Source organism: Defluviimonas aquaemixtae, from assembly GCF_900302475.1.
In the GTDB taxonomy this organism is placed as follows: domain Bacteria; phylum Pseudomonadota; class Alphaproteobacteria; order Rhodobacterales; family Rhodobacteraceae; genus Albidovulum; species Albidovulum aquaemixtae.
The window spans coordinates 743479-767620 of sequence record NZ_OMOQ01000001.1 but is presented as its reverse complement, the minus strand read 5'-3'; the positions used below and the strand labels follow the sequence as shown (position 1 = coordinate 767620).

23 protein-coding genes are annotated in these 24142 nt (G+C 62.8%); 15 read left to right on the top strand and 8 right to left on the bottom strand.

Annotation, left to right across the window (positions count from 1 at the left end; genetic code table 11):
- Nucleotides 1-338 precede the first annotated feature (338 nt).
- From DEA8626_RS03730 to DEA8626_RS03720, 3 genes are read left to right on the top strand one after another with little or no spacing between them, the layout of a single operon-like run.
- The gene (locus tag DEA8626_RS03730) at nt 339-1028 is read left to right on the top strand and encodes a response regulator (protein ID WP_108851708.1); all 690 of its coding nucleotides are present in this window, start codon (nt 339-341) and stop codon (nt 1026-1028) included.
- A 34-nt stretch (nt 1029-1062) separates the two neighbouring features.
- Nucleotides 1063-2238 (top strand): FIST N-terminal domain-containing protein, encoded by a 1176-nt coding sequence (locus tag DEA8626_RS03725; RefSeq protein WP_108851707.1) that lies wholly within the window; start codon nt 1063-1065, stop codon nt 2236-2238.
- A complete protein-coding gene (locus tag DEA8626_RS03720) occupies nt 2235-4436 on the top strand; it encodes a PAS-domain containing protein (RefSeq protein ID WP_108851706.1) in 2202 nt (733 codons plus the stop codon). Before DEA8626_RS03725 ends, DEA8626_RS03720 begins: the two co-directional genes overlap by 4 nt.
- Nucleotides 4437-4502: 66 nt before the next feature.
- Here DEA8626_RS03720 and araD read toward each other — a convergent pair whose 3' ends face one another.
- Both araD and DEA8626_RS03710 read right to left on the bottom strand, forming a co-directional pair.
- On the bottom strand, nt 4503-6239 hold the full coding sequence (araD, locus tag DEA8626_RS03715) for an L-arabinonate dehydratase (protein ID WP_108851705.1): 1737 nt from the start codon (nt 6237-6239) through the stop codon (nt 4503-4505).
- Nucleotides 6240-6310: 71 nt separating this feature from the next.
- Nucleotides 6311-7651, bottom strand: a complete 1341-nt coding sequence (locus DEA8626_RS03710) for an NAD(P)H-dependent oxidoreductase (RefSeq protein ID WP_108851704.1) — start codon at nt 7649-7651, stop codon at nt 6311-6313.
- A gap of 268 nt (nt 7652-7919) precedes the next feature.
- On the opposite strand from DEA8626_RS03710, the gene DEA8626_RS03705 reads away from it, so the two are divergent.
- Genes DEA8626_RS03705 through DEA8626_RS03690 form a run of 4 tightly spaced genes read left to right on the top strand, consistent with a single transcriptional unit; the run spans nt 7920 to nt 11429 of the window.
- Complete coding sequence (locus DEA8626_RS03705; RefSeq protein ID WP_108853304.1) at nt 7920-8690, top strand: transketolase; 771 nt, start codon at nt 7920-7922, stop codon at nt 8688-8690.
- On the top strand, nt 8687-9751 hold the full coding sequence (locus tag DEA8626_RS03700; RefSeq protein ID WP_108851703.1) for a transketolase family protein: 1065 nt from the start codon (nt 8687-8689) through the stop codon (nt 9749-9751). Before DEA8626_RS03705 ends, DEA8626_RS03700 begins: the two co-directional genes overlap by 4 nt.
- A gap of 2 nt (nt 9752-9753) precedes the next feature.
- Nucleotides 9754-10644: an NAD(P)-dependent oxidoreductase gene (locus DEA8626_RS03695; RefSeq protein ID WP_108851702.1), complete on the top strand. Its 891-nt coding sequence runs from the start codon at nt 9754-9756 to the stop codon at nt 10642-10644.
- 32 nt (nt 10645-10676) lie between these two features.
- Nucleotides 10677-11429, top strand: coding sequence for an SDR family NAD(P)-dependent oxidoreductase (locus tag DEA8626_RS03690; protein WP_108851701.1), 753 nt, complete (start codon nt 10677-10679; stop codon nt 11427-11429).
- Nucleotides 11430-11452: 23 nt separating this feature from the next.
- Here DEA8626_RS03690 and DEA8626_RS21550 read toward each other — a convergent pair whose 3' ends face one another.
- The 4 genes from DEA8626_RS21550 to DEA8626_RS03675 all read right to left on the bottom strand — a co-directional run bounded on the left by DEA8626_RS21550 (nt 11453) and on the right by DEA8626_RS03675 (nt 13607).
- Nucleotides 11453-11575 carry a hypothetical protein gene (locus DEA8626_RS21550; protein WP_281261485.1) on the bottom strand — a complete coding sequence of 41 codons (123 nt, stop codon included), beginning with the start codon at nt 11573-11575 and terminating at the stop codon, nt 11453-11455.
- A 104-nt stretch (nt 11576-11679) separates the two neighbouring features.
- A complete protein-coding gene (locus DEA8626_RS21735) occupies nt 11680-11994 on the bottom strand; it encodes a LysR family transcriptional regulator (protein WP_369021456.1) in 315 nt (104 codons plus the stop codon).
- An 81-nt stretch (nt 11995-12075) separates the two neighbouring features.
- Nucleotides 12076-12921 carry a fumarylacetoacetate hydrolase family protein gene (locus DEA8626_RS03680; RefSeq protein WP_108851700.1) on the bottom strand — a complete coding sequence of 282 codons (846 nt, stop codon included), beginning with the start codon at nt 12919-12921 and terminating at the stop codon, nt 12076-12078.
- Nucleotides 12918-13607, bottom strand: a complete 690-nt coding sequence (locus tag DEA8626_RS03675; RefSeq protein WP_108851699.1) for a GntR family transcriptional regulator — start codon at nt 13605-13607, stop codon at nt 12918-12920. The genes DEA8626_RS03680 and DEA8626_RS03675 overlap by 4 nt, the downstream gene beginning before the upstream one ends.
- Nucleotides 13608-13832: 225 nt before the next feature.
- Between DEA8626_RS03675 and DEA8626_RS03670 the strand changes: the two genes are divergently transcribed.
- From DEA8626_RS03670 to DEA8626_RS03635, 8 genes are all read left to right on the top strand, one after another.
- A complete protein-coding gene (locus tag DEA8626_RS03670; protein WP_108851698.1) occupies nt 13833-14846 on the top strand; it encodes a TRAP transporter substrate-binding protein in 1014 nt (337 codons plus the stop codon).
- Between the two features lie 106 nt (nt 14847-14952).
- The gene (locus tag DEA8626_RS03665) at nt 14953-15756 is read left to right on the top strand and encodes a TRAP transporter small permease subunit (protein ID WP_108851697.1); all 804 of its coding nucleotides are present in this window, start codon (nt 14953-14955) and stop codon (nt 15754-15756) included.
- 1 nt (nt 15757) lies between these two features.
- Nucleotides 15758-17386, top strand: a complete 1629-nt coding sequence (locus DEA8626_RS03660; RefSeq protein ID WP_219929158.1) for a TRAP transporter large permease — start codon at nt 15758-15760, stop codon at nt 17384-17386.
- 133 nt (nt 17387-17519) lie between these two features.
- Nucleotides 17520-19010, top strand: a complete 1491-nt coding sequence (locus tag DEA8626_RS03655) for a UxaA family hydrolase (RefSeq protein WP_108851696.1) — start codon at nt 17520-17522, stop codon at nt 19008-19010.
- Nucleotides 18986-20071: a Gfo/Idh/MocA family protein gene (locus DEA8626_RS03650; RefSeq protein ID WP_108851695.1), complete on the top strand. Its 1086-nt coding sequence runs from the start codon at nt 18986-18988 to the stop codon at nt 20069-20071. The genes DEA8626_RS03655 and DEA8626_RS03650 overlap by 25 nt, the downstream gene beginning before the upstream one ends.
- Nucleotides 20072-20082: 11 nt before the next feature.
- A complete protein-coding gene (locus DEA8626_RS03645) occupies nt 20083-20976 on the top strand; it encodes an NAD(P)-dependent oxidoreductase (RefSeq protein WP_108851694.1) in 894 nt (297 codons plus the stop codon).
- Nucleotides 20973-21695 carry an SDR family oxidoreductase gene (locus DEA8626_RS03640; protein WP_108851693.1) on the top strand — a complete coding sequence of 241 codons (723 nt, stop codon included), beginning with the start codon at nt 20973-20975 and terminating at the stop codon, nt 21693-21695. The genes DEA8626_RS03645 and DEA8626_RS03640 overlap by 4 nt, the downstream gene beginning before the upstream one ends.
- A gap of 7 nt (nt 21696-21702) precedes the next feature.
- Entirely contained in the window at nt 21703-22590 is an 888-nt protein-coding gene (locus DEA8626_RS03635) for a DMT family transporter (RefSeq protein ID WP_108851692.1), read from the top strand.
- Between the two features lie 5 nt (nt 22591-22595).
- On the opposite strand, the gene DEA8626_RS03630 is transcribed toward DEA8626_RS03635, so the two are convergent.
- The gene (locus tag DEA8626_RS03630; RefSeq protein WP_108851691.1) at nt 22596-23396 is read right to left on the bottom strand and encodes an NAD-dependent epimerase/dehydratase family protein; all 801 of its coding nucleotides are present in this window, start codon (nt 23394-23396) and stop codon (nt 22596-22598) included.
- A gap of 3 nt (nt 23397-23399) precedes the next feature.
- Nucleotides 23400-24134 (bottom strand): SDR family oxidoreductase, encoded by a 735-nt coding sequence (locus tag DEA8626_RS03625; RefSeq protein ID WP_108851690.1) that lies wholly within the window; start codon nt 24132-24134, stop codon nt 23400-23402.
- Nucleotides 24135-24142 lie beyond the last annotated feature (8 nt).

The window sequence follows — 24142 nt, the reverse complement described above, 5'->3', positions numbered from 1 at the left end:
ATCGAAGCGCTCCCGTCGAACGAATGTTGCGCCTGGGTCCGACGCAGCACATGGGGCTGTCCCGGATCAAGGACGGAGAACTTGGGAGGGCGGCGATAAACGGCCGCCCAATCTGTAGTGAGGAAAGCCGTCCCGCGATCCGCCCAACGCAGCCTTGTCTGGACCGTCGCGCCGCCCAAACAGCTCGCCATGGACAACTGAGCGACTTTCAAGGCAAGGCGACCCAAGCGCGCGCCACGGGCGGGCGCATTCGCGTTCGACGATTGGGCTAGTTACGCGCCGTCAAGCGTTTGCTATCCTGAGTACCGACAGTCGGACCGCGTCGGGAGACAAACGCCATGACTCCAGCACCACGGGAAAGCGGAATCGCGATGACGTCGGCACTTATCGTGGACGACCATCCGCTGTTCTGTGATGCTCTGTCGATGACGCTGAAAGCCTTCGTCGGCATCGCCAAAATCGAGAGCGCCGACCGCCTGGAGATCGCGCTCGACAAGATCGAGGCCGGTACTGCACCGGACGTGATCGTGCTGGATCTCAATCTTCCCGACGTGAATGGAATGGATGGGCTCGTGCGCCTGCGTCAAGCGGCGGCAGCGACGCCGATCATTGTGGTCTCGTCACTCGCTGATCCGAAGGTCATCAGCGCGGCGCTCAGGGCCGGCGCGTCAGGCTTCGTCCCGAAGCATAGTCAGCGGGAGATCTTCCGCACCGCCTTCGCTGCCATCGCCAAAGGGGAAAGCTACGCGCCTGAAGGTTACCTGGCGGACGGGGGAGAGCCGGCGACGCCGCAAGAAGATGCGATCGCCCGACTGAACCTGTTGACCCGGCAGCAGTCGAAAATTCTGCAGCTGATTTGCGAGGGAAAACTGAACAAGCAGATCGCCTTCGATCTCTCGATCGCCGAAACAACCGTCAAGGCGCACGTCACGGCGATCATGCGCAAGCTAGGTGTCAGTAGCAGGACCCAGGCCGTGCTGATCGCACAGCAGGCAAACTTCGCGAGTCTCTTGCCAGAGTACGGCTAGAAAGCCTACGCTTTCGCGTCAGGGAGGAGACGCGATGGACAAGAGCGCCGAGGCGCTGACGCAGGTCGCGCGGGCGGGTAATTTCGTCCGCACGGCGCATTGTGAAGCGACCGACCCAGGTGCACTCGACCAGCTCGCGATGGATCTTGGCGACGCGCCGCTCGCGCTTGTCGTGCTCTTCGCCGCGCCGTCGGCGGACCTTTCGATCCTAACGCGAAAGGCAGCCTCGCTCTTCCCGGCTACGCCCGTCATCGGCTGCACCACCGCCGGAGAAATTTCCACCGAGGGCTACGCGGAGAATGAGATTGTCGCGATCGGCCTGCCCGCCAGTCACTTTGCAGTCGATACGATCCTGATCCCCGACCTTTCCGCGCTCCACAGCGAGGACCTGATCGGACGCCTCATCAGAAGCCGGCAGACTCTTGCTCGGCGCAATCCGGACTGGTCGGGCGAATTCGCCTTCCTGCTGGTTGACGGCCTGTCGATCAAGGAAGACGAGGTAACGTCGGCGCTTGCCTCCGGGCTCGGCCCGGTTCCGCTATTCGGAGGGTCGGCCGGCGACGGAACCCGGTTCCGCGAAACGCTCCTGTTCCACGATGGCCAGATACTGAAGAATGCCGCAATCCTGACCTTCGTGCGTTCGTCCTGCGCCGTGCGCGTCTTCAGCCTCGACCATCTTCGGCCGACCGAACGGCGGATGATAGTCACAGAAGCGGACCCTGACCGCCGCATCGTCCACCAGATCAACGCGGAACCGGCGGCGTTCGAATATGCGCGTATTCTCGGGAAGGACCCCGCCCAGCTTACCACATTCACCTTTGCTGCCCATCCCGTCGTCGTCCGGATCGGAGGAAAGCACCATGTCCGCTCTATCCGGCAGATGCGACCCAACGGCGACCTCGTGTTCTTCTCGGCCATCGACGAGGGGCTCGTCCTGACGCTCGCCGAGCCGGAACACATGGTGCAGCATCTCGATCGCGAATTGACTGCGCTCGGCGCGGAGGTTGCACCAGAGGCCATTCTCGCCTGCGACTGCATCCTACGCCGGATCGAGGCCCAGGATAAGCAGATGTTCGGCCAGATATCCGACACGCTGCGCCGACATCGGGTCGTGGGGTTCTCCACCTACGGCGAGCAGCACGGCGCCATGCACGTCAATCAGACCATGACTGGCGTCGCGATCTATCCTCCGCCTGAACGCTCGCGATGACCGATACGCTCATGAATCCCGCCGACCCTCCGGCACGTCAGAACGAGAAGCTTCTGCAGATCGTCGAGGTCCTGATGCGCCGCGTAGAGCAGGACACCGATGACAGCGGCGCGGCGTATGCGCAGTTCCAGCGGGCAGTCATGCTTGAGGACGAAGTGCGGCAGCGCACCTCGGAACTGGAACATGCGCTCGATCTTCTGAATGAATCGAATGGCCTTCTGGCCGAAGCGACGCGGGAGGCACAGGCAGCGCGCCAAAACCTCGCGGATGCAATCGAAACCGTGCAGGAAGGATTTGCACTATTCGACGCCGATGACACGATGATCATGTGCAATTCCCGCTTCGGGATGCACATGGCCGACATTCACGGCGCTCTCGTGCCGGGGCTGAGTTTTGCTGACTATGTCGGCCTCGTCAGCCGCTCCTCGCAGTTGGCTCTGCCCAAAAACGATACGCCTGAAAGCTGGGCCGGCCGGCGGATGCGCCGGCATGACGACAACCACGTCATGTTCAATGTCCGGCTTTCCGGCGACCGCTGGGTTCAGGTCTCCGAACACCGCACCCGGGACGGCGGCACGGTGATCCTGCAGACTGACGTGACCGACATCATCCGCCTCGAGCGCGAAGAGCGCGGCAAGCTGCTTGATAACCAGGCTCGGATGATCCGCGCGACGCTCGAACACCTCAATCAAGGGGTCTGCATCTTCGATGCACAGGGTCGGCTCGTCGACTGGAACCGCCGGCTTGGAAGGCTTCTGGAAATACCCGTTGGCCGGGTCCAAATCGGTTCGTCCTTCGACACGCTCGTCTTGCGGCTTTCGGCCGAGATGCATTTCAGCGGTACGGTGTCGACCGAGGCGTTGACCGCTTGGGCGGGGTCACAGTACCGCCGCGAGCCGCTGTCGTTCGAATTGAACCGCGGCGACGACCTTATACTTGCGGTGTTCGCACAGGAAATGCCGGATCGGGGCTTCGTGATGAGCTTCACCGACATCACGACCGAACGGCACGCGATGCGTGCGATCCGCGAGGCGAACGAGACGTTGGAGCAGCGCGTCCACGACCGCACGACAGAATTGGCCGACGCCCTGAGGCGCGCGGAACGCGCCAACGCTTCGCGGTCGCGCTTCGTCGCCGCCGCGAGCCACGACCTCCTTCAGCCCCTTTCGGCCGCCAAGCTCTACCTAGCGTCGATCTCGGACGAAGCGCTGGCTGACACCGCCCGGCGCACGCTAGAAAAGGCGCATAACGCGCTGACGAGCGTCGAGAGCATCCTCGACGCGCTTCTCGACATTTCCAGGCTGGAATCCGGCCATGCCGCGGTCGACGTCAAGCCCGTCGATCTCGGCGCCCTGCTGTCGCGGCTGCACGAAGACTTCGCGCCAATCGCGGCGCGCAAGGGACTGAAACTCGAATTTTCCGGCAGCGCAGCTGTCGTAAATAGCGATGCGCTCTATCTTCGCCGGATCCTTCAGAACCTCGTTTCCAACGCCATCCGCTACACCAAGGACGGCTCTGTGAGGGTCGAAACCGAACGGGACGGTGCACACATCTACGTGCGCGTAATCGACACCGGCATCGGTATTCCCGAGGACGAGCAGTCCAATGTCTTTCGTGAATTCCACAGGCTGAACGCGCAAGCGTCCGCAAGTGACGGCATGGGGCTCGGCCTGACCATTGTCGAACGCGCCTGTGCGCTCCTTGAACACGCGCTTGAATTGCGGTCGACCGTGGGACAAGGGACGTGCTTCACGATCTCGCTGCCGATTGTCAACCCGGACGCGCCTTACACCGCCGCACCCTCTGCTCAGCGGCTCACGCCGCTTGTGGTTCCCACAGACGGTATCGTCTGCCTCGTCGAAAACGACGCGGAGTTCCGCGCTGCAACGTGCCAACTTCTGGAGAAATGGGGCTTCGACGTAATCGACGTCGAAAGCGGCGAGAGTGCCCTGTCTCTGCTGGACGAAATCGACATCGTTCCAGATGTTTTCCTCGTCGATTATCAACTCGGCGCCGGGATGAGCGGGCTCGATCTCATCAAGAGATTGCAAAGCCGCCACGGTCGCCTTTCCGCCCGCATCATCACCGCAAACCGATCTCCGGAGATCGTGCAGCGTTGCGCCGCCGCCAGCGTCGGAGTGCTCTACAAGCCCGTCAAGTTCGAGGAACTAGCTGATTTCCTGCTGGCCGACGCTTAACCCGGTCAAGCGTCGCAGCCCAGGGCTGATACGCGGAAGTGTGGTTCCGCCAGCGTCCAAGTGCCATCAGTTGATCTCAGGCTCTCCGATCGGCCCGCCGAACTCGGCGCGGAGAAAATCGAAGTCGCAGCCCTTGTCGGCCTGCTCGACATGCTTGGTGAACATGAGGCCATAGCCGCGCTCGTAGCGCGGAGCGGGCGCGGTCCATGCCGCGCGGCGCTTTTCCAGTTCCACTTCGGAAACCCGCATCGTCAATGTCCGGTTCGGGATGTCGAGTTCGATGATATCGCCATCGCGCAAGAGCCCGAGCGGGCCGCCGACGAAGGCTTCCGGCGCGACATGCAGCACGCAAGCTCCGAACGAGGTGCCGGACATGCGCGCGTCCGAGATCCGCACCATGTCGCGATGCCCATCCTTCAGAAGCGCCTTCGGCATCGGGATCATCCCCCATTCCGGCATTCCCGGCCCGCCCTGCGGGCCTGCATTTCTGAGAACCAGGACATGGTCGCATGTCATCGGATAGTCTGGATCGTCAATGATCTTCTTCATCTCGGCATAGCTGTCGGCCACGATGGCCGGGCCGAAATGCTTGTGGAACTTCGGATCACAGGCGGCGGGCTTGATGACCGCGCCGTCAGGCGCAAGGTTGCCTTTCAGCACCGCAAGCGAGCCTTCGTGATAGACCGGGTTCGACATGGGCCGGATCACGTCGTCGTTCCAGACCTGCACATGATCCAGCCCCTCCGTCAGCGGCCGTCCCGTGACGGTAATCGGCTTATCCGAAAGCTTTTCGCGGATTTGCTTCATCAACGCGCGCAGTCCCCCGGCGTAGTAGAAATCCTCCATCAGATAGTTCTTGCCCGACGGCCGGATGTTGGCGACGACCGGCGTCGTCCGCCCAATCCGGTCGAGATCGTCGAGCTCCAGCGGAATCCCCGCCCGCCGCGCCATGGCGATGACGTGGATGATCGCATTCGTGGAGCAGCCCGTCGCCATCGCCACTGCCACGGCATTGTCCACCGCCTCACGCGTGATGATCTTGCCCGGCGTCAGGTCCTCCCACACCATCTCGACGATCCGGCGCCCGCATTCGGCGCTCATCCGCTGGTGGTTGGCGTCCGCAGCCGGGATCGAGGACGCCCCGGGCAGCGTCAGTCCCATCGCTTCGGCGATCGCGGTCATGGTCGAAGCCGTGCCCATCGTCATGCAATGCCCATAGGACCGCGCGATACCCCCCTCGATGCCAACCCATTGCTCCTTCGAAATCGTGCCCGCACGGCGTTCGTCCCAGTACTTGAACGCGTCCGTGCCGGACCCAAGGGCATTGCCTGCGTAGTTGCCGCGCAGCATCGGACCGGCCGGAAGATAGATGAAGGGCAGACCCATGCTGACCGCGCCCATGACCAGCCCGGGCGTGGTCTTGTCACATCCACCCATCAGGACCGCGCCGTCGACAGGATGGGAGCGCAGAAGCTCTTCCGTCTCCATCGCCAGCAAGTTGCGGTAGAGCATCGTCGTCGGCTTCACGAAGGTTTCCGAAAGCGACAACGCAGGCAGTTCCATCGGCATGCCGCCATTCTGGAGGATGCCGCGCTTCACCCACTCCGCCCGGTCCTTGAAGTGCATGTGGCAGGGTTGCGCTTCGGACCACGTGTTGAGGACCGCGACGATCGGCTTGCCTTCCCAATCCTCGGGCCCATAGCCCATCTGCATGGCGCGGCTACGGTGCCCAAACGAGCGCAGATCGTCCGGCGCCATCCACCGGGCGGAGCGGAGGTCGCTGTAAGTCTTGGCTTTCGTCATCGCTCGCCTTACCTTAGGAATCCGTGTTATTATAACGACATACGACTCATGGTCGATCGACCTTCGCAGGTTCAGCCGTTAGCCAGCCTACGCTGCTCTTCACGCAGCGCGAAGATGTCGAGATCATCCTTGACCTCAACATCGTCGAGCGTGATGACCTGATCGCGGCTGACTGGCCGCCTGAGCTTGATGTGGTGCGCCAGCCCGATGGGCAGGGCGCCCGCAGCGGCGGACAGGCGGGACGGGATCGCCTTTGCCCAGACCTTGAAGCCGCCCTCGCCATCCAGCATTTCGCCGGCCTGGAAATCACCCTTCGCGGTCGCCACAGCATCGGCACGCCAGCGGGCCGAGTTGCCGGTGGGCTCTCTGCGTAGCACGGCGGACAGGACGGAGACGCTGGTTTCCAGTCCGATCAGGTGGAAAGGACGCCACATGGATCCGTACCAGCCGGTTTCGTCAGTTTGCAGACCGTACTGCTGGAAACACGCGCGGGTATACTTGTCCGGGGCGCGAAACGTCACGAACATCCCGTACTGGATGTTGTTGAAGACGACCCGCCCATCGGGTTCACGGCTGGCCGCAATATCCACCAGCCCCGCCTTCGGCAGACGCCCGCCATCGGCCTGGGGTTTGAAGACTTGCGCGAGATCGTGCAGCCCCGATGGGTGGAACGCGAGCCCATCATCGGGGCAATCGAGCCCCGTCGCATTGGCCACCGCCGCCATCTCGATCGCGGCCTTGGTACCGTCGGTGAAGGAGTTGTACATTTTCGGGTTGAAATCGCCCCTCGCCACCTCTTCCTCGGTCCATCCGTAGAACCCCCAGACGGTATCGGGGGTGGAGTAGCGATAGGGTGGTGCGAAGTTCATGCCCTTGCCCGCAGCCACAAGCTTGAACCCGCAGGCGTGAACCCAGTCGACAAGTTCGCAGATCGCCGCGGGCTGGTCACCGTAGGCCATGGAATAAACGACGCCCTTCTGCCGGGCACGCTCGGCGATGAGAGGACCGCAGAGTACGTCGGCTTCGACATTCACCATAACCACGTGCTTGTCCGCCTCGATCGCCGCCAGCGCATGGCGTATTCCGGCGATGGGATGACCGGTAGCCTCGATGACGCACTCGATACCGCTAAAGGCGAAAAGCGCGGCGGCATCTTCAGTGACGAAAGTGGTGCCGCTGTCATAGGCGTCGCCCAGCGAGGTTGCCGCGAAGCGCTCATCCTCCCAGTGAACGCGCCTCAGTGCTTCCCGCGCCTTGCCCGTATCGAGATCGGCGATTCCGACGACGTGGTAGCCCGGGATATGCTTGGCCTGCGCCAGCACCATCGATCCGAACTTGCCTGCGCCGATCAGGCCGATGCGAACGGGTTTGCCCTCGGCGTTGCGCTCGGCCAGCATGGATGACAGATTCATCGGGCGGTCCTATTCGTCCTCGTTCATGCGACACGGTAGCCAGTGACACGTGTTCCGGACCATCCCTTTTTTCGACTTGTTCATTGGGATTAGCCAAAGGAGTGTTAGAGAAATCGCGCTTGCCAAGGCCGGGCTAAGAAGGCGATTACCAAACGGCCAGCAACAGCCCCTACGAAGGAGGCGTGGATTGGAACGCCAACGGGAGATATCTGGATCGAACACAAGCCTTGCCCAGCGTGCCTGGGCGATCCGGCGCAATGCGCTCCTGATGGGTGAGGTTCAGGGCCAAGGCTACATTGGCCAGGCGCTCGGGGTCGCCGACGTGCTCGCCGTGTCCTACTTTCACGCCCTCAATTATCGCGCGAACGACCCTGAATGGGAGGCGCGCGACCGGTTTCTTCTCTCCATCGGCCACTACGCGATTGCGCTATACGCGGCGCTGATCGAGGCTGGCGTTCTGCCCGAAAACGAGATTGAAACCTACGGGATGGACGACAGCCGGATGCCCATGTCGGGCATGGCCGCCTACACGCCGGGCATGGAGATCACCGGCGGTTCGCTCGGCCACGGGCTTGGCATCGCGGTCGGCATGGCGCTCGGGCTGAAGCGCAAGAAAAACCCCGCCTTCGTCTACAACATGCTGTCGGACGGCGAGTTGGGCGAAGGCTCGACCTGGGAAGCGGTGATGAGTGCGGTCCAGTGGAAGCTCGACAACCTCATCGCAGTGGTGGACTTCAACAACCAGCAGGCGGACGGTCCGACGACCAATGCGCTCGCGACCGGGACCGAAGCCCCAAAGTGGGAAGCCTTCGGCTGGTATGCGCAGGAGGTCGACGGGAACGACATGTCCGCGCTGGTCGAGGCGTTCGACAACGCGCGCAACCACCCCAGCGCCAAGCCCCGGGTGATCATCTGCAAGACGAAGATGTGCAAGGGTATACCTTTCCTCGAAGCCCGCGAGATTACCCATTTCATCCGCGTCGAGGCGGACGAATGGGCGAAGGCGCTCGCCGTTCTGGACGAGGACAAGCCGCAATGACGCATGAAATCCCCATAGGCGCGCTGTCCCGCCGCAAACCCAAGCACACAGCCCGTACCCTTCCCGTTTCGGAGACCGGAGAGCGACTCAGGACCTCCGCGATGATCGCGTCGCTCGACGCCGAAGGGAGGGAGACGGTTGCCGCACCCTTCGGCCATGCGCTCTGCGAACTGGCGCGGATACGAGAGGACATCGTCGGGCTGACAGCGGACCTGTCGAAGTACACCGACCTACATGTGTTCGCGAAGGCGTATCCCGACCGCTTCTACCAGATGGGCATGGCCGAGCAGGTTATGATCTCGGCTGCCGCCGGACTCGCGCGCGAGGGATTTACGCCCTTCGCCACGACCTACGCCGTCTTCGCGTCGCGCCGCGCCTACGACTTCATCGTCATGGCGATCGCGGAGGAAAATCTGCCGGTCAAGATCGTCTGCGCCCTGCCCGGCCTGACGACCGGTTACGGCCCCTCGCATCAGGCGACCGAAGACCTCGCGATCATGCGCGGCATGCCGAACCTGACCATCGTCGACCCCTGCGACGCGGTGGAGATCGAACAGGCGACGCACGCCATCGCGGATCATCCAGGCCCCGTCTACATGCGGCTTTTGCGCGGGCAAGTACCGAACGTGCTCGGTGAGTTCGGATACCGCTTCGAACTCGGCAAGGCGAAGCTCATTCACGACGGCAATGACGTGCTGTTCATCTCGACCGGCTTCATGACGATGCGGGTGATCGACGCGGCGCGAATGCTCAAGTCGGACGGCGTGGATTGCGCCGTGCTGCACGTGCCGACGCTGAAACCGCTGGACGTGGAAACGATCAAGGCTGAGGCCGCAAATAGGGGGCGGCTTGTCATCACCGCCGAGAACCACACCATCGTCGGCGGCCTGGGCGAAGCGGTGGCAGGGGCGCTCATGCGCAGCGGCGTCCTTGTGCCGTTCCGGTCCATCGCGCTGCCCGACGAGTTTCTCGATGCAGGCGCATTGCCAACGCTACACGATCAATACGGCCTGTCCGTTGACCAGGTCACGCGGCGGGTCAAGTCCTGGATGGACAACTAGTCATGGCCGGAACCGCGATAATCGGTTTGGGAATGATGGGCCAGGGCATGGCCCGAAACATTCTGAAAGCCGGCATCGATCTCAAGGGCTACGACATCTCGGCACCCGCACGTCAGCGCTTTTCCGAAGCCGGCGGAGTAGCGGTGGAGAGTGCGAAAGCGGCGGCGGAGGGATGCGATCTGCTTCTGGTGATGGTCCAAACCGCCCTGCAGGTCGAAGCGGCCCTGTTCGCGTCCGGTGCGGTCGATGCGCTGATGCCTGGATCGACTGTGGTGCTGTCGTCCACCATCGCCCCGACCGACGTGCGAGTCTTCGCTCAGTCGCTGAGTGCGGCGGGCCACGTGACGCTCGACGCGCCCGTTTCCGGCGGCCAGACCGGGGCCGATGCGGGCGCGCTGACGATCATGGCGGCCGGGCCAGACGCCGCCTTCACCCGCGCAGGAGAGCTGCTTGCTGCGATCTCGAGGAAGGTTCACAGGGTGGGGAGCGAACCCGGCATGGGCGCCACCTACAAGGTCGTGCACCAGCTGGCCGCAGGCGTGCACCTCGTGGCCGCCGCGGAGCTCATGTCGCTCGGGGTCAGCGCCGGCTGCGATCCCAAGATGCTGCATGAGATCGTATCATCTTCTTCGGGCCAAAGCTGGATGTTCGACGACCGCGTCCCCCGCATGATGTCTGCCGATCCGTCGCCGACCTCGACGGTGGATATCTTCGTCAAGGATGTCGGGCTGGTTCTGCAAACTGGACGCGAAAGCAATGTTCCGCTGCCTCTCGCCGCCGCGGCGCACCAGATGCTCATTGCCGCGGCGGGGCTGGGCCTCGGATCGGAGGACGACAGCATGGTCGTGAGAGTCTACGAGGCGCTGACGGGCAAGACGGTGCACGAAAGCTGAGGCGGCGAGCGATCGCGCGAGAGGAGTGGAGAATGGGACTTCTTGAAGGGAAAACCGCGATCATCACCGGCGCTGCGAGCCCGCGCGGATTGGGCAAAGCCACGGCGACGCTGTTTGCGGAGCATGGCGCGCGCGTCGCGATTCTCGATCTTGACGCGGCGCAGGCCGAAGATGCCGCCGGTGACATCGGCGAAGACCATATCGGCCTGGCCTGCGACGTGACCCGCAAGGCCGACTGCGACGCCGCGGTGGCGGCCGTGCTTGACGCATTCGCTCAGATCGACATCTTGGTGAACAATGCGGGCATCACGCAGCCCCTGAGGATCATGGACATCAGCCATGAGAACTACGACGCGGTGCTCGACGTAAACCTGCTTGGCACGCTGAACATGAGCCAGGCGGTCATCCCCCATATGCGGAACCGCAGGACCGGGTCGATCGTGAACATGTCGTCGGTCTCGGCGCAGCGCGGCGGCGGCATATTCGGCGGACCGCACTACTCGGCCGCCAAGGCGGGGGTGCTGGGCCTGACCAAGGCGATGGCGCGTGAACTCGCGCCCGACGGGATCCGTTCGAACGCGATCTGCCCCGGCTTTATCGCAACCGATATCACCGCCGGGAAACTGACGCCCGAGATGCGGGTCCAAATCCTCGCCGGTATCCCGATGGGGCGCGCGGGAGAAGCTTCGGACGTCGCGGGGTGCGCGCTATTTCTCGCCTCCGCCCTTTCGGCCTATGTCACCGGCTCGGAAGTCGATGTGAACGGCGGCTCGCTCATCCACTGATAAGGGGGCTTCGCGCGACCTTCCTAGTCGGGATTGCGCGAAAGCTCGCTCACGACATCGATCTCCTCGATGCTCAATCCATGCTCGGCGGCGATCCGGCCTCTGTCGGTCTCGTGCCGGTCCGGCTGTTCCTGCAGCCAAGCCAAGAACAGCCGCACCGCGGCGATTCAGGAAGCGGGACGGACAAATCGGCCAATAGGCCGGAAAGCTCTGCATCGGCAGCGTCGGCGGGATCGGTACGAGCTGCCCATCAGCCACTTCCTGTGTCGCCAGCGCAAGCGATTCCAGCACGATGCCAGCGCTGTCGACCGCCATTTGCAGCGCCATCGAGGAACGTATCAGGATCAACTTGCGGTTCCCGCGCGTCTCGCAGCATGCCCAGGGCGTTGGCCGATTTCTGGAAAAGTTGCTCACCCTCCAGCGTGAGGGTCAGCAGCCGGCCGTCGCGGCGAAACAGCTTCAGGCCAAGCTCCTGTTCGAGCGACTTGATCTGCTGGCTTACCGCCGATGGCGAAACAGAAAGCTCCTCCGCCGCGCGCGTGACGGTTCCGTGCCGTGCGACGATTTCGAACTAGAGGATGCCGTTCAGGTTCGCGCTGCGTGCCATGGGACAGTCAGCCGAAGGCGCGCAGGGCCCGGAGCCCGGTCAAACGGCGGCGATGGCCTCCTGGCGCTGGCTGCCGAGCCCCTCGACCGTAAGCTCCATCACGTCGCCCGGGCGCAGGAAGCGCTGCGGCTTCATCCCCATCCCGACACCCGACGGGGTACCCGTCGCGATGATGTCGCCCGGCACCAGTTTCATGAAGCGGCTCATGTAGGAGACGATTTCTGCCACACCAAAGATCATGTCGTCTGTGTTCGAATCCTGCACAATCTCGCCATTCAGGGACAGGCTGAGACCGAGCTTCTGCGGATCGGGCACCTCGTCCACCGTGACGAGCCACGGGCCGATGGGCCCGAATGTCGGGGCGGACTTGCCCTTGATCCATTGCCCGCCCATTTCGATCTGAAATGCGCGCTCAGAGACGTCGTTGATCGTGCAATAGCCAGCGACGTGGCCGTGCGCATCGGCTTCGCCGACGTAGAGCGTCTCGCGCCCGATCACTATGCCCAGTTCTACCTCCCAGTCGGTCTTCACTGAATTGGGGGGGATGATGACCGGATCGTAAGGCCCGGACAAAGCCGACGAGGCCTTGGAGAAGACGATCGGTTCTTTCGGCGGCTCCGCTCCGGTTTCGGCCGCGTGCTTGGCGTAGTTCAGACCGATACAGAAGAAGTTCGGCACCGACGCTAGACAGCTGCCGATCCGGCCCGGCTCTGCGACAATCGGCAGACTGTCCAGATCGAGCGCGCGGATCCGGTCCAGCGCCTCGGACGAGACGCCGGCGCCGGCTAGATCCGGCACCTTGCCCGACAGATCGCGGACCTGCCCGTTCGAATCGAGAAGCCCAGGCTTTTCGCTACCAGCAGGTCCGTATCGCAGCAGTTTCATAGGGGCTCTCCGACTTCTGAGTTGTTGTTTGCGCCGCCGCTGATTTCCGCCTCGACCACCGCGCGGATATCCTCGGCCAAGCGCCATAGATGATTATCGATCGCGGCCCGTGCAGCGTCAGGATTCCGTGCCTTCAGAGCGTCGAGTATCCGGGTGTGTTCGCTCACCACCCGTTCGCGGTTGCGCCGCTGGCTGGCGGCGAGATAGCGGGCCCGCCACAGCCGTTGCAGGAAGGTGCGATGCGTCTCGGCAAGCGCATGGTTGTGCGATGCCTCAGCAATGGCGGTGTGGAAGGACATGTCGATCTCGAACATGTCAAGCGGATCAGACTCGGCGAAGTGCTCAGCCATGTAGTCGACGATCCCGCCGATCCGCTCGATATCCGCTTCGGTTGCGTCCCTGCAGGCGAGCTCCGCCGAAAGCTTCTCCAGCGCGATCAGCACTTCGGCTTGATCGGAAACATCCTTGAAGTCGGGTTGCGCGACGATTGGGCTGCGCGACGGGCGCAGGCGGACGAGGCCCTCCTTTGCGAGAATGCGAATCGCTTCGCGCATCGGCGTGCGGCTCACGCCGAGTTCCGACGCGTTGTCACGTTCCTTGATGGATGTTCCCGGAGGAAGCTTGCCGCGAAGAATGTCTCTTCGCAGGTGGTTCGCTATCTGCTCGGCCAGAATTGGTTCGGCCATCGGGCCCCTTTTCCGAGTTTACTTAGGTGGTTGCGGGCTTATCCGAGCGAGCTTGCGCCGCCACCCTCATGGTCAGGTTTTCCAGTTTGGTATACCAAAATATGTTGATTGTCGACCCGGCATTCGCTAGCGTTCCCCAAGATGGTATACCATCTTTCGCCGCGCGTGGGAGGACGCGCGAAATGGAACGGGCGGCCGAAACAGGACGCCAAGGGAGGAAGTTACATGACGCTCAAGACCCTGCTTGCGACGGCCGGAGCCACTGTCGCGATGGCAACCGCGGCTATGGCTGATCCGGTCACGCTGAGGATCCAGACTCACTACGCGACCGAGCACCCGACGGGAAAAATGCTCGCGGAGTGGATGGACGATGTGCAGACGATGTCGAATGGCGAAATCACCGTCGAGATGTTCTACTCGTCCTCGGTCGTGGCCACGACCGAAACGTTCGACGCTGCGATCAACGGCATTGTCGACTGCGACGCAACCGGCGGCGCCTACCAGACCGGCAAGAACCCGGCCTTCCAATTCGTTGGCGACATCATGGGCGGCTATGACACCCCCTGGCAGCAATATTCGTGGCTCTACTACGGTGACGGCTACGCCGCCGCGCAGGAGCTATACAACGCGCAGAACATGCAGCTGATCGGCTGGGCGATCTATGGCCAGGAATCGCTGTCCTCGTCGAAGCCAATCGCCGGGTTCGAAGACCTGAAGGGCTGGAAGTTCCGCTCGCCCCCCGGGATGGAAACCGAGATCTTTGAAAAGCTGGGCGCCTCGCCCATCGTGATGGACTTCACCGAGATCTTCACCGCACTGGAAACCGGCATCATCGACGGCGCCGACGCATCGGGTCTGGCGAACAACGTCGGCCTGGGCCTCTACGACATCGTGAAGCACGCAACCTACCCCGGCTTCCACTCGATGCCGTCTGACCACCTGGCCTGCAACCTCGACGTCTGGAACGGCTTGACCGAGCAGCAGCGCCGCATCATCGACACCGCATGGCAGAAACTGTCGTTTCACATCGCGCTGTCGAACGAACGGAACAACGCCGAGGCAGCGGCCAAGCTGCAGGCCGACGGCGTGACGCTCTACAACTGGTCGGCCGAGGACCGTGCCGAGTTCCGCAAGGCCGCGCAGGCCGCATGGGACGACTGGGGCACCCGTTCGCCCGAAGCCGGCGCCCTTCTGGAAAGCCACAAGGCATACCTGAAGCAGCTCGGCCTAATCAACTAACGGGTCGATGCCGCCGGCAGCGGCCTGCTGACCTCGGTGAGTCCCGGCAATGGGGCTCACCGTTTCTTTCAGCCGAAACATCCGGACCCGCAGGGAGGCGCACGCGATGGAGAAGGAAAGCGTTTGGCTTGGGCGGTTCAGGGGACCGGTTCGGCTGGCCATGCTGGTTTTCACCGCGCTAACCTTTCTCATTTTCGCCTGGCTGGTTTTGAACCGGTTCTTATCCGCAGACGCGATCGGCATGCATGAAATGATCCGGCCCGCCGGGCGGCCCATCGTGACCGCCATGCTTTGCTCTATCGGTGGGGCGATCCTTTTCGCATCACTCTATCTATCCGATTTTCATGGCGTGATTGAGCGCGAGCCGCACGGCATTTTCGACTTTCTATCGCTCATCACCTCGCGGATGGCGATGATCATGGTCGCGCTCATCGTGATCGTGATGTTCTACGAAGTCGTCTCTCGCTACGTCTTTTCGCGCCCTACGCTCTGGGCAAATGAGCTCTCGCTCTGGATCGCCGCCTTCGTGTTCCTGTTCGCGGGCCAATATGCGATGCAGCAGCGCAGCCATATCCGCATCTACGTGATCTACGACCTGATGCCGCGCTGGATGCAGAAGACCGCTGACGTCGTCTCGCTGCTTCTGCTCCTGGCCTTCACCCTCGCGCTGGTTTGGGGCGGTTATTCCGACGCCGAGACCCGGCTCCTGCGGATGGAGACCTTTGGCACCGCATGGGATCCGCCGATCCCGGGCATCGTGAAGCCCGCGATTCTCATCATCATCGTTCTCGTCGCCTTGCAGGCGGTGTCGAACCTGATCGCCGACTGGAACAAGCTGCCCGAACATCACGGCCTCGAGGAGGTCGACGAAGCCGAGATCGAGAACATCCGCCGGACCCTGGGGGACTGAGATGGAATTCCTCGAACTCTTCGCCTGGATGAAGGTGGACGACATCGCCACGCTCAGCGTGCTCCTTCTGATCGGCATGTTCGTGCTTCTGGCGATCGGCATGCCGCTCGGATTCGCCTCGGCCTTCCTGGCCGTCGCCGTCCTGGTCATGAAATTCGGCCCCGAACTGCTTTTCGGCAACTTCGGCAGGGGGCCGCTTTCGGTGCTCGCCCAGGCGGTCTACCGACAGATGACGAACTACGTCCTCATATCGGTTCCGCTCTTCATATTCATGGCTGCGCTTCTCGAGCGGTCCGGTATCGCGCGGGACATGTATTCCTCGCTCAACCGCTGGCTTAGTCGAACCCGCGGAGGCATCGCGATCGTGACCTCGATCATGGCGGTGATCATGGCCGCCATGTCGGGGATCATCGGCGGCGAAGTTGTGCTTCTGGGTCTGATCGCGCTGCCGCAGATGCTACGGCTCGGCTACAACCAGAATTTGGCCATCGGGACGATCTGTGCATCCGGCAGTCTCGGGACCATGATCCCGCCCTCAATCGTGCTGATCTTCTATGGTCTGGTGACCGAGACATCGATCAAAGCGCTCTTTACCGCGTCCTTCCTGCCGGGCTTCATGCTCGCATCCTTCTTCATTATTTACATTCTGGTCCGCACCAACCTGAACCCGTCTCTAGCCCCCCTGCCCGAGGACGATCCCGACGACCCCAAGGGGCGTGAAAAGTTCCTGCGCTTCGTCGGATTCCTGTCGCGCTTTGCGCTTTGGATCACGGGCTTTCTGTTCGTGCGCGCCATTTTCTTCACGATGACCGGTGACAACAAGGTCCAGGAAGGCGTCGATCCCATCGCGCTCGGCATGGTGTCGGACATTCCCTACATCGTCGGCGCCTTCGTGATCGCGCTCGGCCTCATCTTCCTCGTCGGCCGCGAGCGGACGAACGAGGGCTGGGAAATGGGCAAGGGCCTGATCGCGCCGGTCATCGTCATCGGCGTCGTGCTGGGTTCGATCTACATGGGGATCACCGGCATCACCGAAGCCGCGGGCATGGGTGTCGTCGCGGTCTTCACAATCAGCCTCATCCGCCGCGAGATGTCTTTCGAGATCGTGTGGGACAGTCTGATGCGGACGCTTAAGTCGACGGGGACAATCATCTGGGTGACGATCGGCGCCGCCTCGCTCGCCGCCGCCTACACGCTCGCGGGTGGGCCGACCTATGTCGCCAACATGATTGTCGCGGCGGAACTGCCGACCATGGGCATCATCCTCGTGATGATGGTCATCTTCCTCATCATGGGGATGTTCATGGACTGGGTCGGCATCGTGCTGCTGATCATGCCGGTCTTCCTGCCCATCGTGCTGAAGCTGCCGGTGGAAGAGATCGGGATGTTTGGCAGTCTCGAGCCCAAGCATGTGGCAATCTGGTTCGGCGTGGTGTTCTGCATGAACATGCAGGTCAGCTTCCTGTCGCCGCCCTTCGGCCCAGCGGCCTTCTACCTCAAATCGGTGGCTCCGCCGCACATTTCCCTGACGGCGATCTTCCGGGGGTTCCTGCCTTTCATAGTACTGCAGCTTGTTGCGCTGTCGGTGCTCTTGATCTGGCCGCCGATCGTGTCGCTGTTCCTCAAGTAGCGGCTTGAGACTAACCGAGGGCGGACTAGGCCGCCCCGGAAGATTTACGGGCTTCGCGCGGTCTGCCCCGCATCATCCCGGCGCCCGGTCACTTCGGAGGGCCATTGTGCTCGCCCGTTCTCGAGGTTCATTGATGAAGACCGTTCGCCTCTCGAATGCCGACAATGTTGTCACTGCCATCGTCCAACTCGCCCCGGGAGATGAAGGCGCGCGTGAGATCATCCCGCGCGGACACAAGATGGCGAACTCCGAAATCGCGACGGGCGAGCCAGTGCGAAAGTACGCGCAGGTGATCGGCTATGCCGCCTGCGACATCTCTCCGGGCACACACGTCCACACCCACAACCTCGAATTCCGGCACGTCGACACCGAGTATGAGTATTCGACCAATCTTCGCCCCGTCGAACCCGCAAATACCGTCGACACCTTCATGGGCTATCGGCGGGCATCGGGTCGGGTGGGGACGCGCAACTACATCGCGGTGCTCACTTCGGTTAACTGCTCGGCCACCGCCGCCCGGATGATCGCGGCCCATTTCACGCCCGACAGGCTCGCCTCCTACCCCAACGTCGACGGTGTCGTCGCCTTCGTGCATGGCACCGGTTGCGGCATGGCAGGTTCGGGTGATGGGTTCGAGGCGCTGCAGCGCGTCATGTGGGGTTACGCCCGCAATCCCAATGTCGGCGCTGTGCTGATGGCGGGGCTCGGATGCGAGATGAACCAGATCGACTGGCTGGTCGAGGCTTACGGTCTGACACCCGGCCCGCTTTTCCAGTCCATGAATATTCAGGACGTGGGCGGGCTGAGAAAGACGGTCGAGCTTGGGGTCAAGAAGATCGAGGCGATGCTTCCCCTCGTCAATCAGTCGACGCGAGAGAAGTGCCCCGCTTCCGACCTGATGGTCGCCCTGCAATGCGGCGGTTCTGATGCGTGGTCCGGCATTACCGCCAACCCGGCGCTTGGATATGCCTGCGACCTGCTCGTGGCCCAGGGCGGCACTGGTGTCTTGGCAGAAACGCCCGAGATCTACGGCGCAGAGCATCTGCTGACCGCCCGCGCCGCAAGCCGCGAAATCGGAGAGAAACTCATCGGGCTGATCCGGTGGTGGGAGGACTACACCGCCCGCAATCTTGGCTCGATGGACAACAACCCCTCACCTGGAAACAAGAAGGGCGGCCTGACGACGATCCTCGAAAAATCCCTCGGCGCGGCGGCGAAGGGCGGCACCACCCCTCTGACCGGCGTCTACAAGTACGCCGAGCCCGTGACCGCGCAGGGGTTCACCTTCATGGACAGCCCCGGCTACGATCCCGCCTCGGTCACCGGTCAGATCGCCAGCGGCTGCAACCTCGTGGCTTTCACCACCGGGCGCGGCTCCGCCTTCGGCGCCAAGCCCTCCCCATCGATGAAGATCGCCACGAATACCGAAATGTATACCCGCATGACCGAGGACATGGACGTGAATGCCGGGCGTATCCTGACGGATGGCGCGAGCATCGAAGAGGTCGGGCGAGAGATCTACGATATGTGGCTCCGCATGGCCTCGGGTGAAGCGTCGAAGTCCGAGGCGCAGGGGCTTGGAGACTACGAATTCGTGCCATGGCAAATCGGGGCCGTGATGTGAGCGTGCCGCTGCCCCTCTGCGTGGTCGGTGGCGGCGCGATCGGCATGCGCCATGTCGAGGTGAGCCAAGGTTCCGAACAGGTGCGCCTGACAGCCATTGTCGAACCTTTCGAACAGCGCCGGAAAGAACTCGACGCGATGGGGTTCCCGGTCGTGGCAGAGACGGCCGATGTGCCGGGCGACACGCTCGCGGCAATCGTCGCGACACCGACCCCGGCGCATTTCGAAAGTGCCACGGCCGCGCTCGATAAAGGCTGGGCCGTGATCGTCGAGAAACCCGTCGCCGCGACGCTCGACGAAGCGCGCGCGCTGCTCGCTGCGGCAAATGACAAAGGCCTGCCGTTATTCACCGGACACCACCGCCGCTGCCACCCGTTCTCGCAGGCTGCGCGAAATGCGGTCGGCAATTTGGGGGACGTCGTCGGTGTCCAGGGTCTGTGGTCCCTTCGCAAGCACGACAGCTACTATGACGTGGACTGGCGGCGTCGGCCCGGTGCCGGACCGCTGATGACGAACCTCTCGCACGAGATCGACCTTATGCGCTTCATCCTCGGCGATCTGATAGAGGTCGTCGCGCTAACCTCGTCCGCCCGTCGCGGATTTCAGATCGAAGATACCGCAGCGCTCGCCTTCCGCTTCGCGAACGGGGCATTGGGTTCGTTCCTCATCTCCGACGCGGGCGTGTCTCCATGGGCATTCGAGGCGGCGTGCGGCGAGAATCCGGCCATCGCCAGTTCGGGGCAGGACTACATCCGGATCATCGGGGCCGAGGGCGCGCTGGAATTCCCCTCCCTTACGGCTTGGGGCCGATCCGGTCCCGGAGAGATCGAGTGGTCGAAGCCTCATTTGAGAACCGGCGGGCCGGACTTCAAACGCGTCGATCCCCTCTTTGAACAGGTGAACCGTTTCGCTGCGGTCGTCGGCGGCGCGCAAGACGAGGTGCTGTGCACCGGGCGGGACGGGATCGCGGCGTTGGAAATGACGCTCGCGGCGGCGCTATCGGGCAAGATTGGCAAACCGGTCGCGGCAGGCGAGGTTCCGGGCGGCTACAATGGAACTTGACGGAGGACGGGATGAGAGCTGAAAAAATTGGATTCATCGGGCTCGGCCTCATGGGTCGGGCGATGGTCGAATGCCTGCAGAAGGCGGGCTACGACGTCACGGTTCTGGGCCATCGGGACCGCACGGGTATCGAAGAGGCCTTGTCGCGCGGCGGGACCGAGGCCACATCGGCCAAGGCGCTGGCCGAGACCTGCGACATCGTCATGCTGTGCATGGGAACCTCGGATCAGGTCGAAGGCCGCATCTACGGAGAGGACAGTGTTCTTGCCGGTACGCGGCCTGGTCTGGTGGTGATCGACTTCGGAACGTCGCTGCCGTCTTCAACGGTGAAGATCGGCGCCGATCTATCTGAGAAGGGTGCTCTCTACCTCGACGCCCCGCTGGGCCGCACGCCGGCGCACGCGAAGGACGGGCTTCTGAATATCATGTGTTCGGGTGACAAGACGGCTTACGACCGGGTGAAGCCGGTGCTCGACACGTTGGGCGAGAATGTCTTTCACCTCGGCAAGCTCGGCAACGGGCACACGATTAAGCTCGTCAACAATTTCTATTCCCAGACGATCGTTTGCGCGATGGCAGAGGCCTTCGCCCTTGTCGACGCGGCCGGGATAGAGCGTCAGTCACTTTACGATGTCATGGCGGCGGGTCCGAACCATTCCGGCATGATGGATTTCATCAAGAACTATGCGACGGACGGAAAGATTGACCTTGCCTTCTCGGTTGCCAATGCCGCGAAGGATGTCGGCTACTACAGGCAGATGGCCGAAGATCTCGGACTGCATAGCCGAATGTCCGGCTCGGCCGACACGACATTCCGCGAGGCACTCGACACCGGCAGCGGCGACCGGATGGTGCCTGAGATGGTCGACTGGATGAGCGAAAACTTGCGGAGAGAACAGCAATGAGGCTGAAGGGCAAACGTGCCTTCGTCACAGCAGCGGGACAGGGCATCGGCCGGGCGAGCGCCGAAGCTCTTGCGCGCGAGGGTGCGCATGTCACCGCCACCGATCTGAAAGGCGCACTGCTTGAGGGACTGGCCGTCGCCGATGCATTTGCGCTTGACGCGACCGACAAGGCGGGCCTGACCCAAGCGGTGCGGGCAGCCGCGCCGGACGTTCTCGTCAATTGCACGGGTGTCGTTCATTCGGGCACGATCCTGGAATCCACCGATGACGATTTCGATTTTGCCATGAACCTCAACGTGCGCCCGCACTTCCACGCAATCCGCGCGGCACTTCCGGGGATGCTGGAGCGTGGCGGCGGGTCGATCGTCAACATCGCCTCGGTCGCGTCGTCGGTGATGGGTGTTGCGAACCGGTTTGTCTACGGCACGACGAAAGCGGCCGTGATCGGACTGACCAAGTCTGTCGCGCGCGATTTCATCACCCGGGGAATCCGCTGCAACTGCGTCGCGCCCGGGACGGTGGACAGCCCCAGCCTGCACGGCCGCCTGCAGGCAACGGGCGACTACGACAAAGCAATGCGGGAATTCGTGGCGCGCCAACCCATGGGTCGGCTCGGGACGGCGGACGAGATCGGCAGTCTGGTGGTTTATCTCGCCAGCGACGAAAGCGCCTACATGACGGGACAATGCGTCGTGATCGACGGCGGCATGACCGTGTGAGACAGCGATGAGCGGCGTCCTACCGCGCGAAGATCGGACCGCTGCCGGCATCTTGGCAATGCTTTTGGCAGTGGTTTTCTTCACCTGCATTGACACATCCGCGAAATGGCTCAGCCTCGCAGGTCTTCCCGTAATGCAGATCGTATTCGCGCGCTACGTGGGCCATCTGGTCTATGCGACCGCGCTCTACGTTCCGCAGGAGGGCTGGTCCGCGTTCCGCTCCAATGCTCCGCTCAAGCAGTTCCTGCGCTCGCTGTTTCTGTTCAGTAGCACGACCCTGAACTTTCTGGCGCTGAAACACCTGCCGATCACGGTGACGACGACAATCGCCTTCGCCGGTCCCATCGTCATCACGGTGCTGGCGATCCCGATTCTGAACGAACGCGTCGGGCTGCGCCGGTTTCTCGCGGTTTGCGCGGGGTTTCTCGGCATTCTGGTCGTTGTGCAGCCTTGGGGGGCGGAATTTCACCCAGCAATGTTCTTCAGCCTCGGAACGCTCTTTCTTGCGTCGATGTATTTCATCATGACGCGGATGCTAGCAGGCGTCGAACGCAACGCGACCCAGCAGGTCTGGTCCAGCGCGCTCGCCACCGTCGTTCTCGCGCCCTTCGCGGCCCGGGTCTGGATCTGGCCCGAAAGCGCCGGGCAATGGGCTGTCCTCTGCGCAATCGGCGCGTTCGGCGCCATCGGCCACATCTTCGCTACGATCGCGCACCGTTGGGCTGACGCGTCGATCCTCGCGCCGATGATCTACGGCCAGATTTTTCTCGCCACCATCGCAGGCATCTTCGTCTTCGGGACGTGGCCAACCGTCTGGACGCTGTGTGGCGGGATGATCATCATCGGCTCCGGCCTCTACATCTGGCAGCGCGAACGGCAGGCGTCTCGCTGCTGACCCGATCAGTCATCGAAATGCCCTGCCTTGGCGAAGCCCCCGCCCTGCCAGACGACGGCCGGGTCCGTCGGATTTTCGGGTGGCAGATGATCGAACATGCCCGCGAACTGCCGGGAGCTGTCTTTGGGCCTCCAGCCCAGATATGCAGCCTCGGAATTGTCCCACCAGCTTTCGTCGTTGTCAGAAACTCCATAGACGATGGGACAACCGAGACGCGGCGCCGCGAGCATCCGTTCGATGAGCCGCAGCATGTCGCCCGCGCTCATCCAGGTGGCCATCATGCGCCGGTCTTTCGGTTCGGGGAAGCACGACCCGATCCGAACGATCAGCGTTTCGACTCCGTACTTGTCCCAGTATAGCCGCGCCAGCGCCTCGCCATAGGCTTTGGAAACGCCGTAGTTCGAATCCGGCCGGATCGGCGAGGACGCGGTAAGCCGCGTCTCGCGCGGGTGGAAGCCGGTCACGTGGTTGGAGCTTGCGAACAGAATGCGACGGGCACCTTCCTTCCGCGCTGCCTCGTAGAGGTGATAGCTGCCCTCTATGTTGATCCGATGGATCAGATCGGCCCGGTCCTCGGTCGAGATTCCTCCGAAATGCAGGATCGCATCGCAGCCCTTGACCAATGCACGCAAAGCTTCGGCGTCGGTAATATCACAATCAACGAGTTCCTCTCCCGGACCTGCCACTCCCAGATCAGCAATATCCGAAAGCCGCAAATGGGTCGCGAAATCACGAAGACCCTCACGAATCTGCTTGCCGATGCCTCCGGCGGCCCCTGTCATCAGTAGCCGGTTGACGAGCGCCATCGTTCAGCCCCTCCCGACATACGGCATGTTCGTCGCCATTACGGTCATGAACAGCACATTCGCATCAAGCGGCAGCGAGGCCATGTGCAGAACCGAACTCGCCACTTGCTTCACGTCCATCACCGGCTCGACCGCGATCGATCCATCGGCCTGCGGCACCCCCTTCTGCATCTTCGCCGCCATCTCGGTCAGCGCGTTGCCGACATCGATCTGCCCGCAGGCGATACTGAATGGCCGCCCGTCGAGGCTGATCGTCCGCGTGAGCCCCGTGATCGCGTGTTTGGAGGCGGTGTAGGGCGCGGACCCCCAGCGCGGCACGTAGGCCGACACCGATCCGTTGTTGATGATCCGGCCGCCCTGCGGGCTCTGGTGACGCATGATCCCAAAGGCGGCACGGGCGACGATGAAGCTTCCGGTCACGTTCACGTCGATGAGCTTGCGCCAGTCATGAACCGCGATCTCGTCGATCGGCGCGCCCTGCAGGCTCATCCCGGCATTGTTGAAGAGCGCGTCGAGTCGGCCCCAAGCTGCGGTCGCCTTGCCGAAGGCATCCGCGACCTGAGCCTCATCGGTCACGTCGCAGGGCAGGACAAGCGCCGCATCGCGCCCGTCCGCAGTTTCTTGCAAGGCGTCGGCGCGGCGGCCTATTAGGCCGACACGCCAGCCGGCCGCTAGAAATGCCTCTGCGGTCGCGCGACCGATGCCGGAACCCGCACCGGTAATGATGATGCTTTGCATCGCCTCCT

Bases quoted from the DNA above. Each gene is read 5' to 3' on its own strand.
- DEA8626_RS03730 (WP_108851708.1), top strand. From the start codon at position 339: ATGACTCCAGCACCACGGGAAAGCGGAATCGCGATGACGTCGGCACTT.
- DEA8626_RS03725 (WP_108851707.1), top strand. From the start codon at position 1,063: ATGGACAAGAGCGCCGAGGCGCTGACGCAGGTCGCGCGGGCGGGTAAT.
- DEA8626_RS03720 (WP_108851706.1), top strand. From the start codon at position 2,235: ATGACCGATACGCTCATGAATCCCGCCGACCCTCCGGCACGTCAGAAC.
- araD (WP_108851705.1), bottom strand. From the start codon at position 6,239: ATGACGAAAGCCAAGACTTACAGCGACCTCCGCTCCGCCCGGTGGATG.
- DEA8626_RS03710 (WP_108851704.1), bottom strand. From the start codon at position 7,651: ATGAATCTGTCATCCATGCTGGCCGAGCGCAACGCCGAGGGCAAACCC.
- DEA8626_RS03705 (WP_108853304.1), top strand. From the start codon at position 7,920: ATGGGTGAGGTTCAGGGCCAAGGCTACATTGGCCAGGCGCTCGGGGTC.
- DEA8626_RS03700 (WP_108851703.1), top strand. From the start codon at position 8,687: ATGACGCATGAAATCCCCATAGGCGCGCTGTCCCGCCGCAAACCCAAG.
- DEA8626_RS03695 (WP_108851702.1), top strand. From the start codon at position 9,754: ATGGCCGGAACCGCGATAATCGGTTTGGGAATGATGGGCCAGGGCATG.
- DEA8626_RS03690 (WP_108851701.1), top strand. From the start codon at position 10,677: ATGGGACTTCTTGAAGGGAAAACCGCGATCATCACCGGCGCTGCGAGC.
- DEA8626_RS03680 (WP_108851700.1), bottom strand. From the start codon at position 12,921: ATGAAACTGCTGCGATACGGACCTGCTGGTAGCGAAAAGCCTGGGCTT.
- DEA8626_RS03675 (WP_108851699.1), bottom strand. From the start codon at position 13,607: ATGGCCGAACCAATTCTGGCCGAGCAGATAGCGAACCACCTGCGAAGA.
- DEA8626_RS03670 (WP_108851698.1), top strand. From the start codon at position 13,833: ATGACGCTCAAGACCCTGCTTGCGACGGCCGGAGCCACTGTCGCGATG.
- DEA8626_RS03665 (WP_108851697.1), top strand. From the start codon at position 14,953: ATGGAGAAGGAAAGCGTTTGGCTTGGGCGGTTCAGGGGACCGGTTCGG.
- DEA8626_RS03660 (WP_219929158.1), top strand. From the start codon at position 15,758: ATGGAATTCCTCGAACTCTTCGCCTGGATGAAGGTGGACGACATCGCC.
- DEA8626_RS03655 (WP_108851696.1), top strand. From the start codon at position 17,520: ATGAAGACCGTTCGCCTCTCGAATGCCGACAATGTTGTCACTGCCATC.
- DEA8626_RS03650 (WP_108851695.1), top strand. From the start codon at position 18,986: ATGGCAAATCGGGGCCGTGATGTGAGCGTGCCGCTGCCCCTCTGCGTG.
- DEA8626_RS03645 (WP_108851694.1), top strand. From the start codon at position 20,083: ATGAGAGCTGAAAAAATTGGATTCATCGGGCTCGGCCTCATGGGTCGG.
- DEA8626_RS03640 (WP_108851693.1), top strand. From the start codon at position 20,973: ATGAGGCTGAAGGGCAAACGTGCCTTCGTCACAGCAGCGGGACAGGGC.
- DEA8626_RS03635 (WP_108851692.1), top strand. From the start codon at position 21,703: ATGAGCGGCGTCCTACCGCGCGAAGATCGGACCGCTGCCGGCATCTTG.
- DEA8626_RS03630 (WP_108851691.1), bottom strand. From the start codon at position 23,396: ATGGCGCTCGTCAACCGGCTACTGATGACAGGGGCCGCCGGAGGCATC.
- DEA8626_RS03625 (WP_108851690.1), bottom strand. From the start codon at position 24,134: ATGCAAAGCATCATCATTACCGGTGCGGGTTCCGGCATCGGTCGCGCG.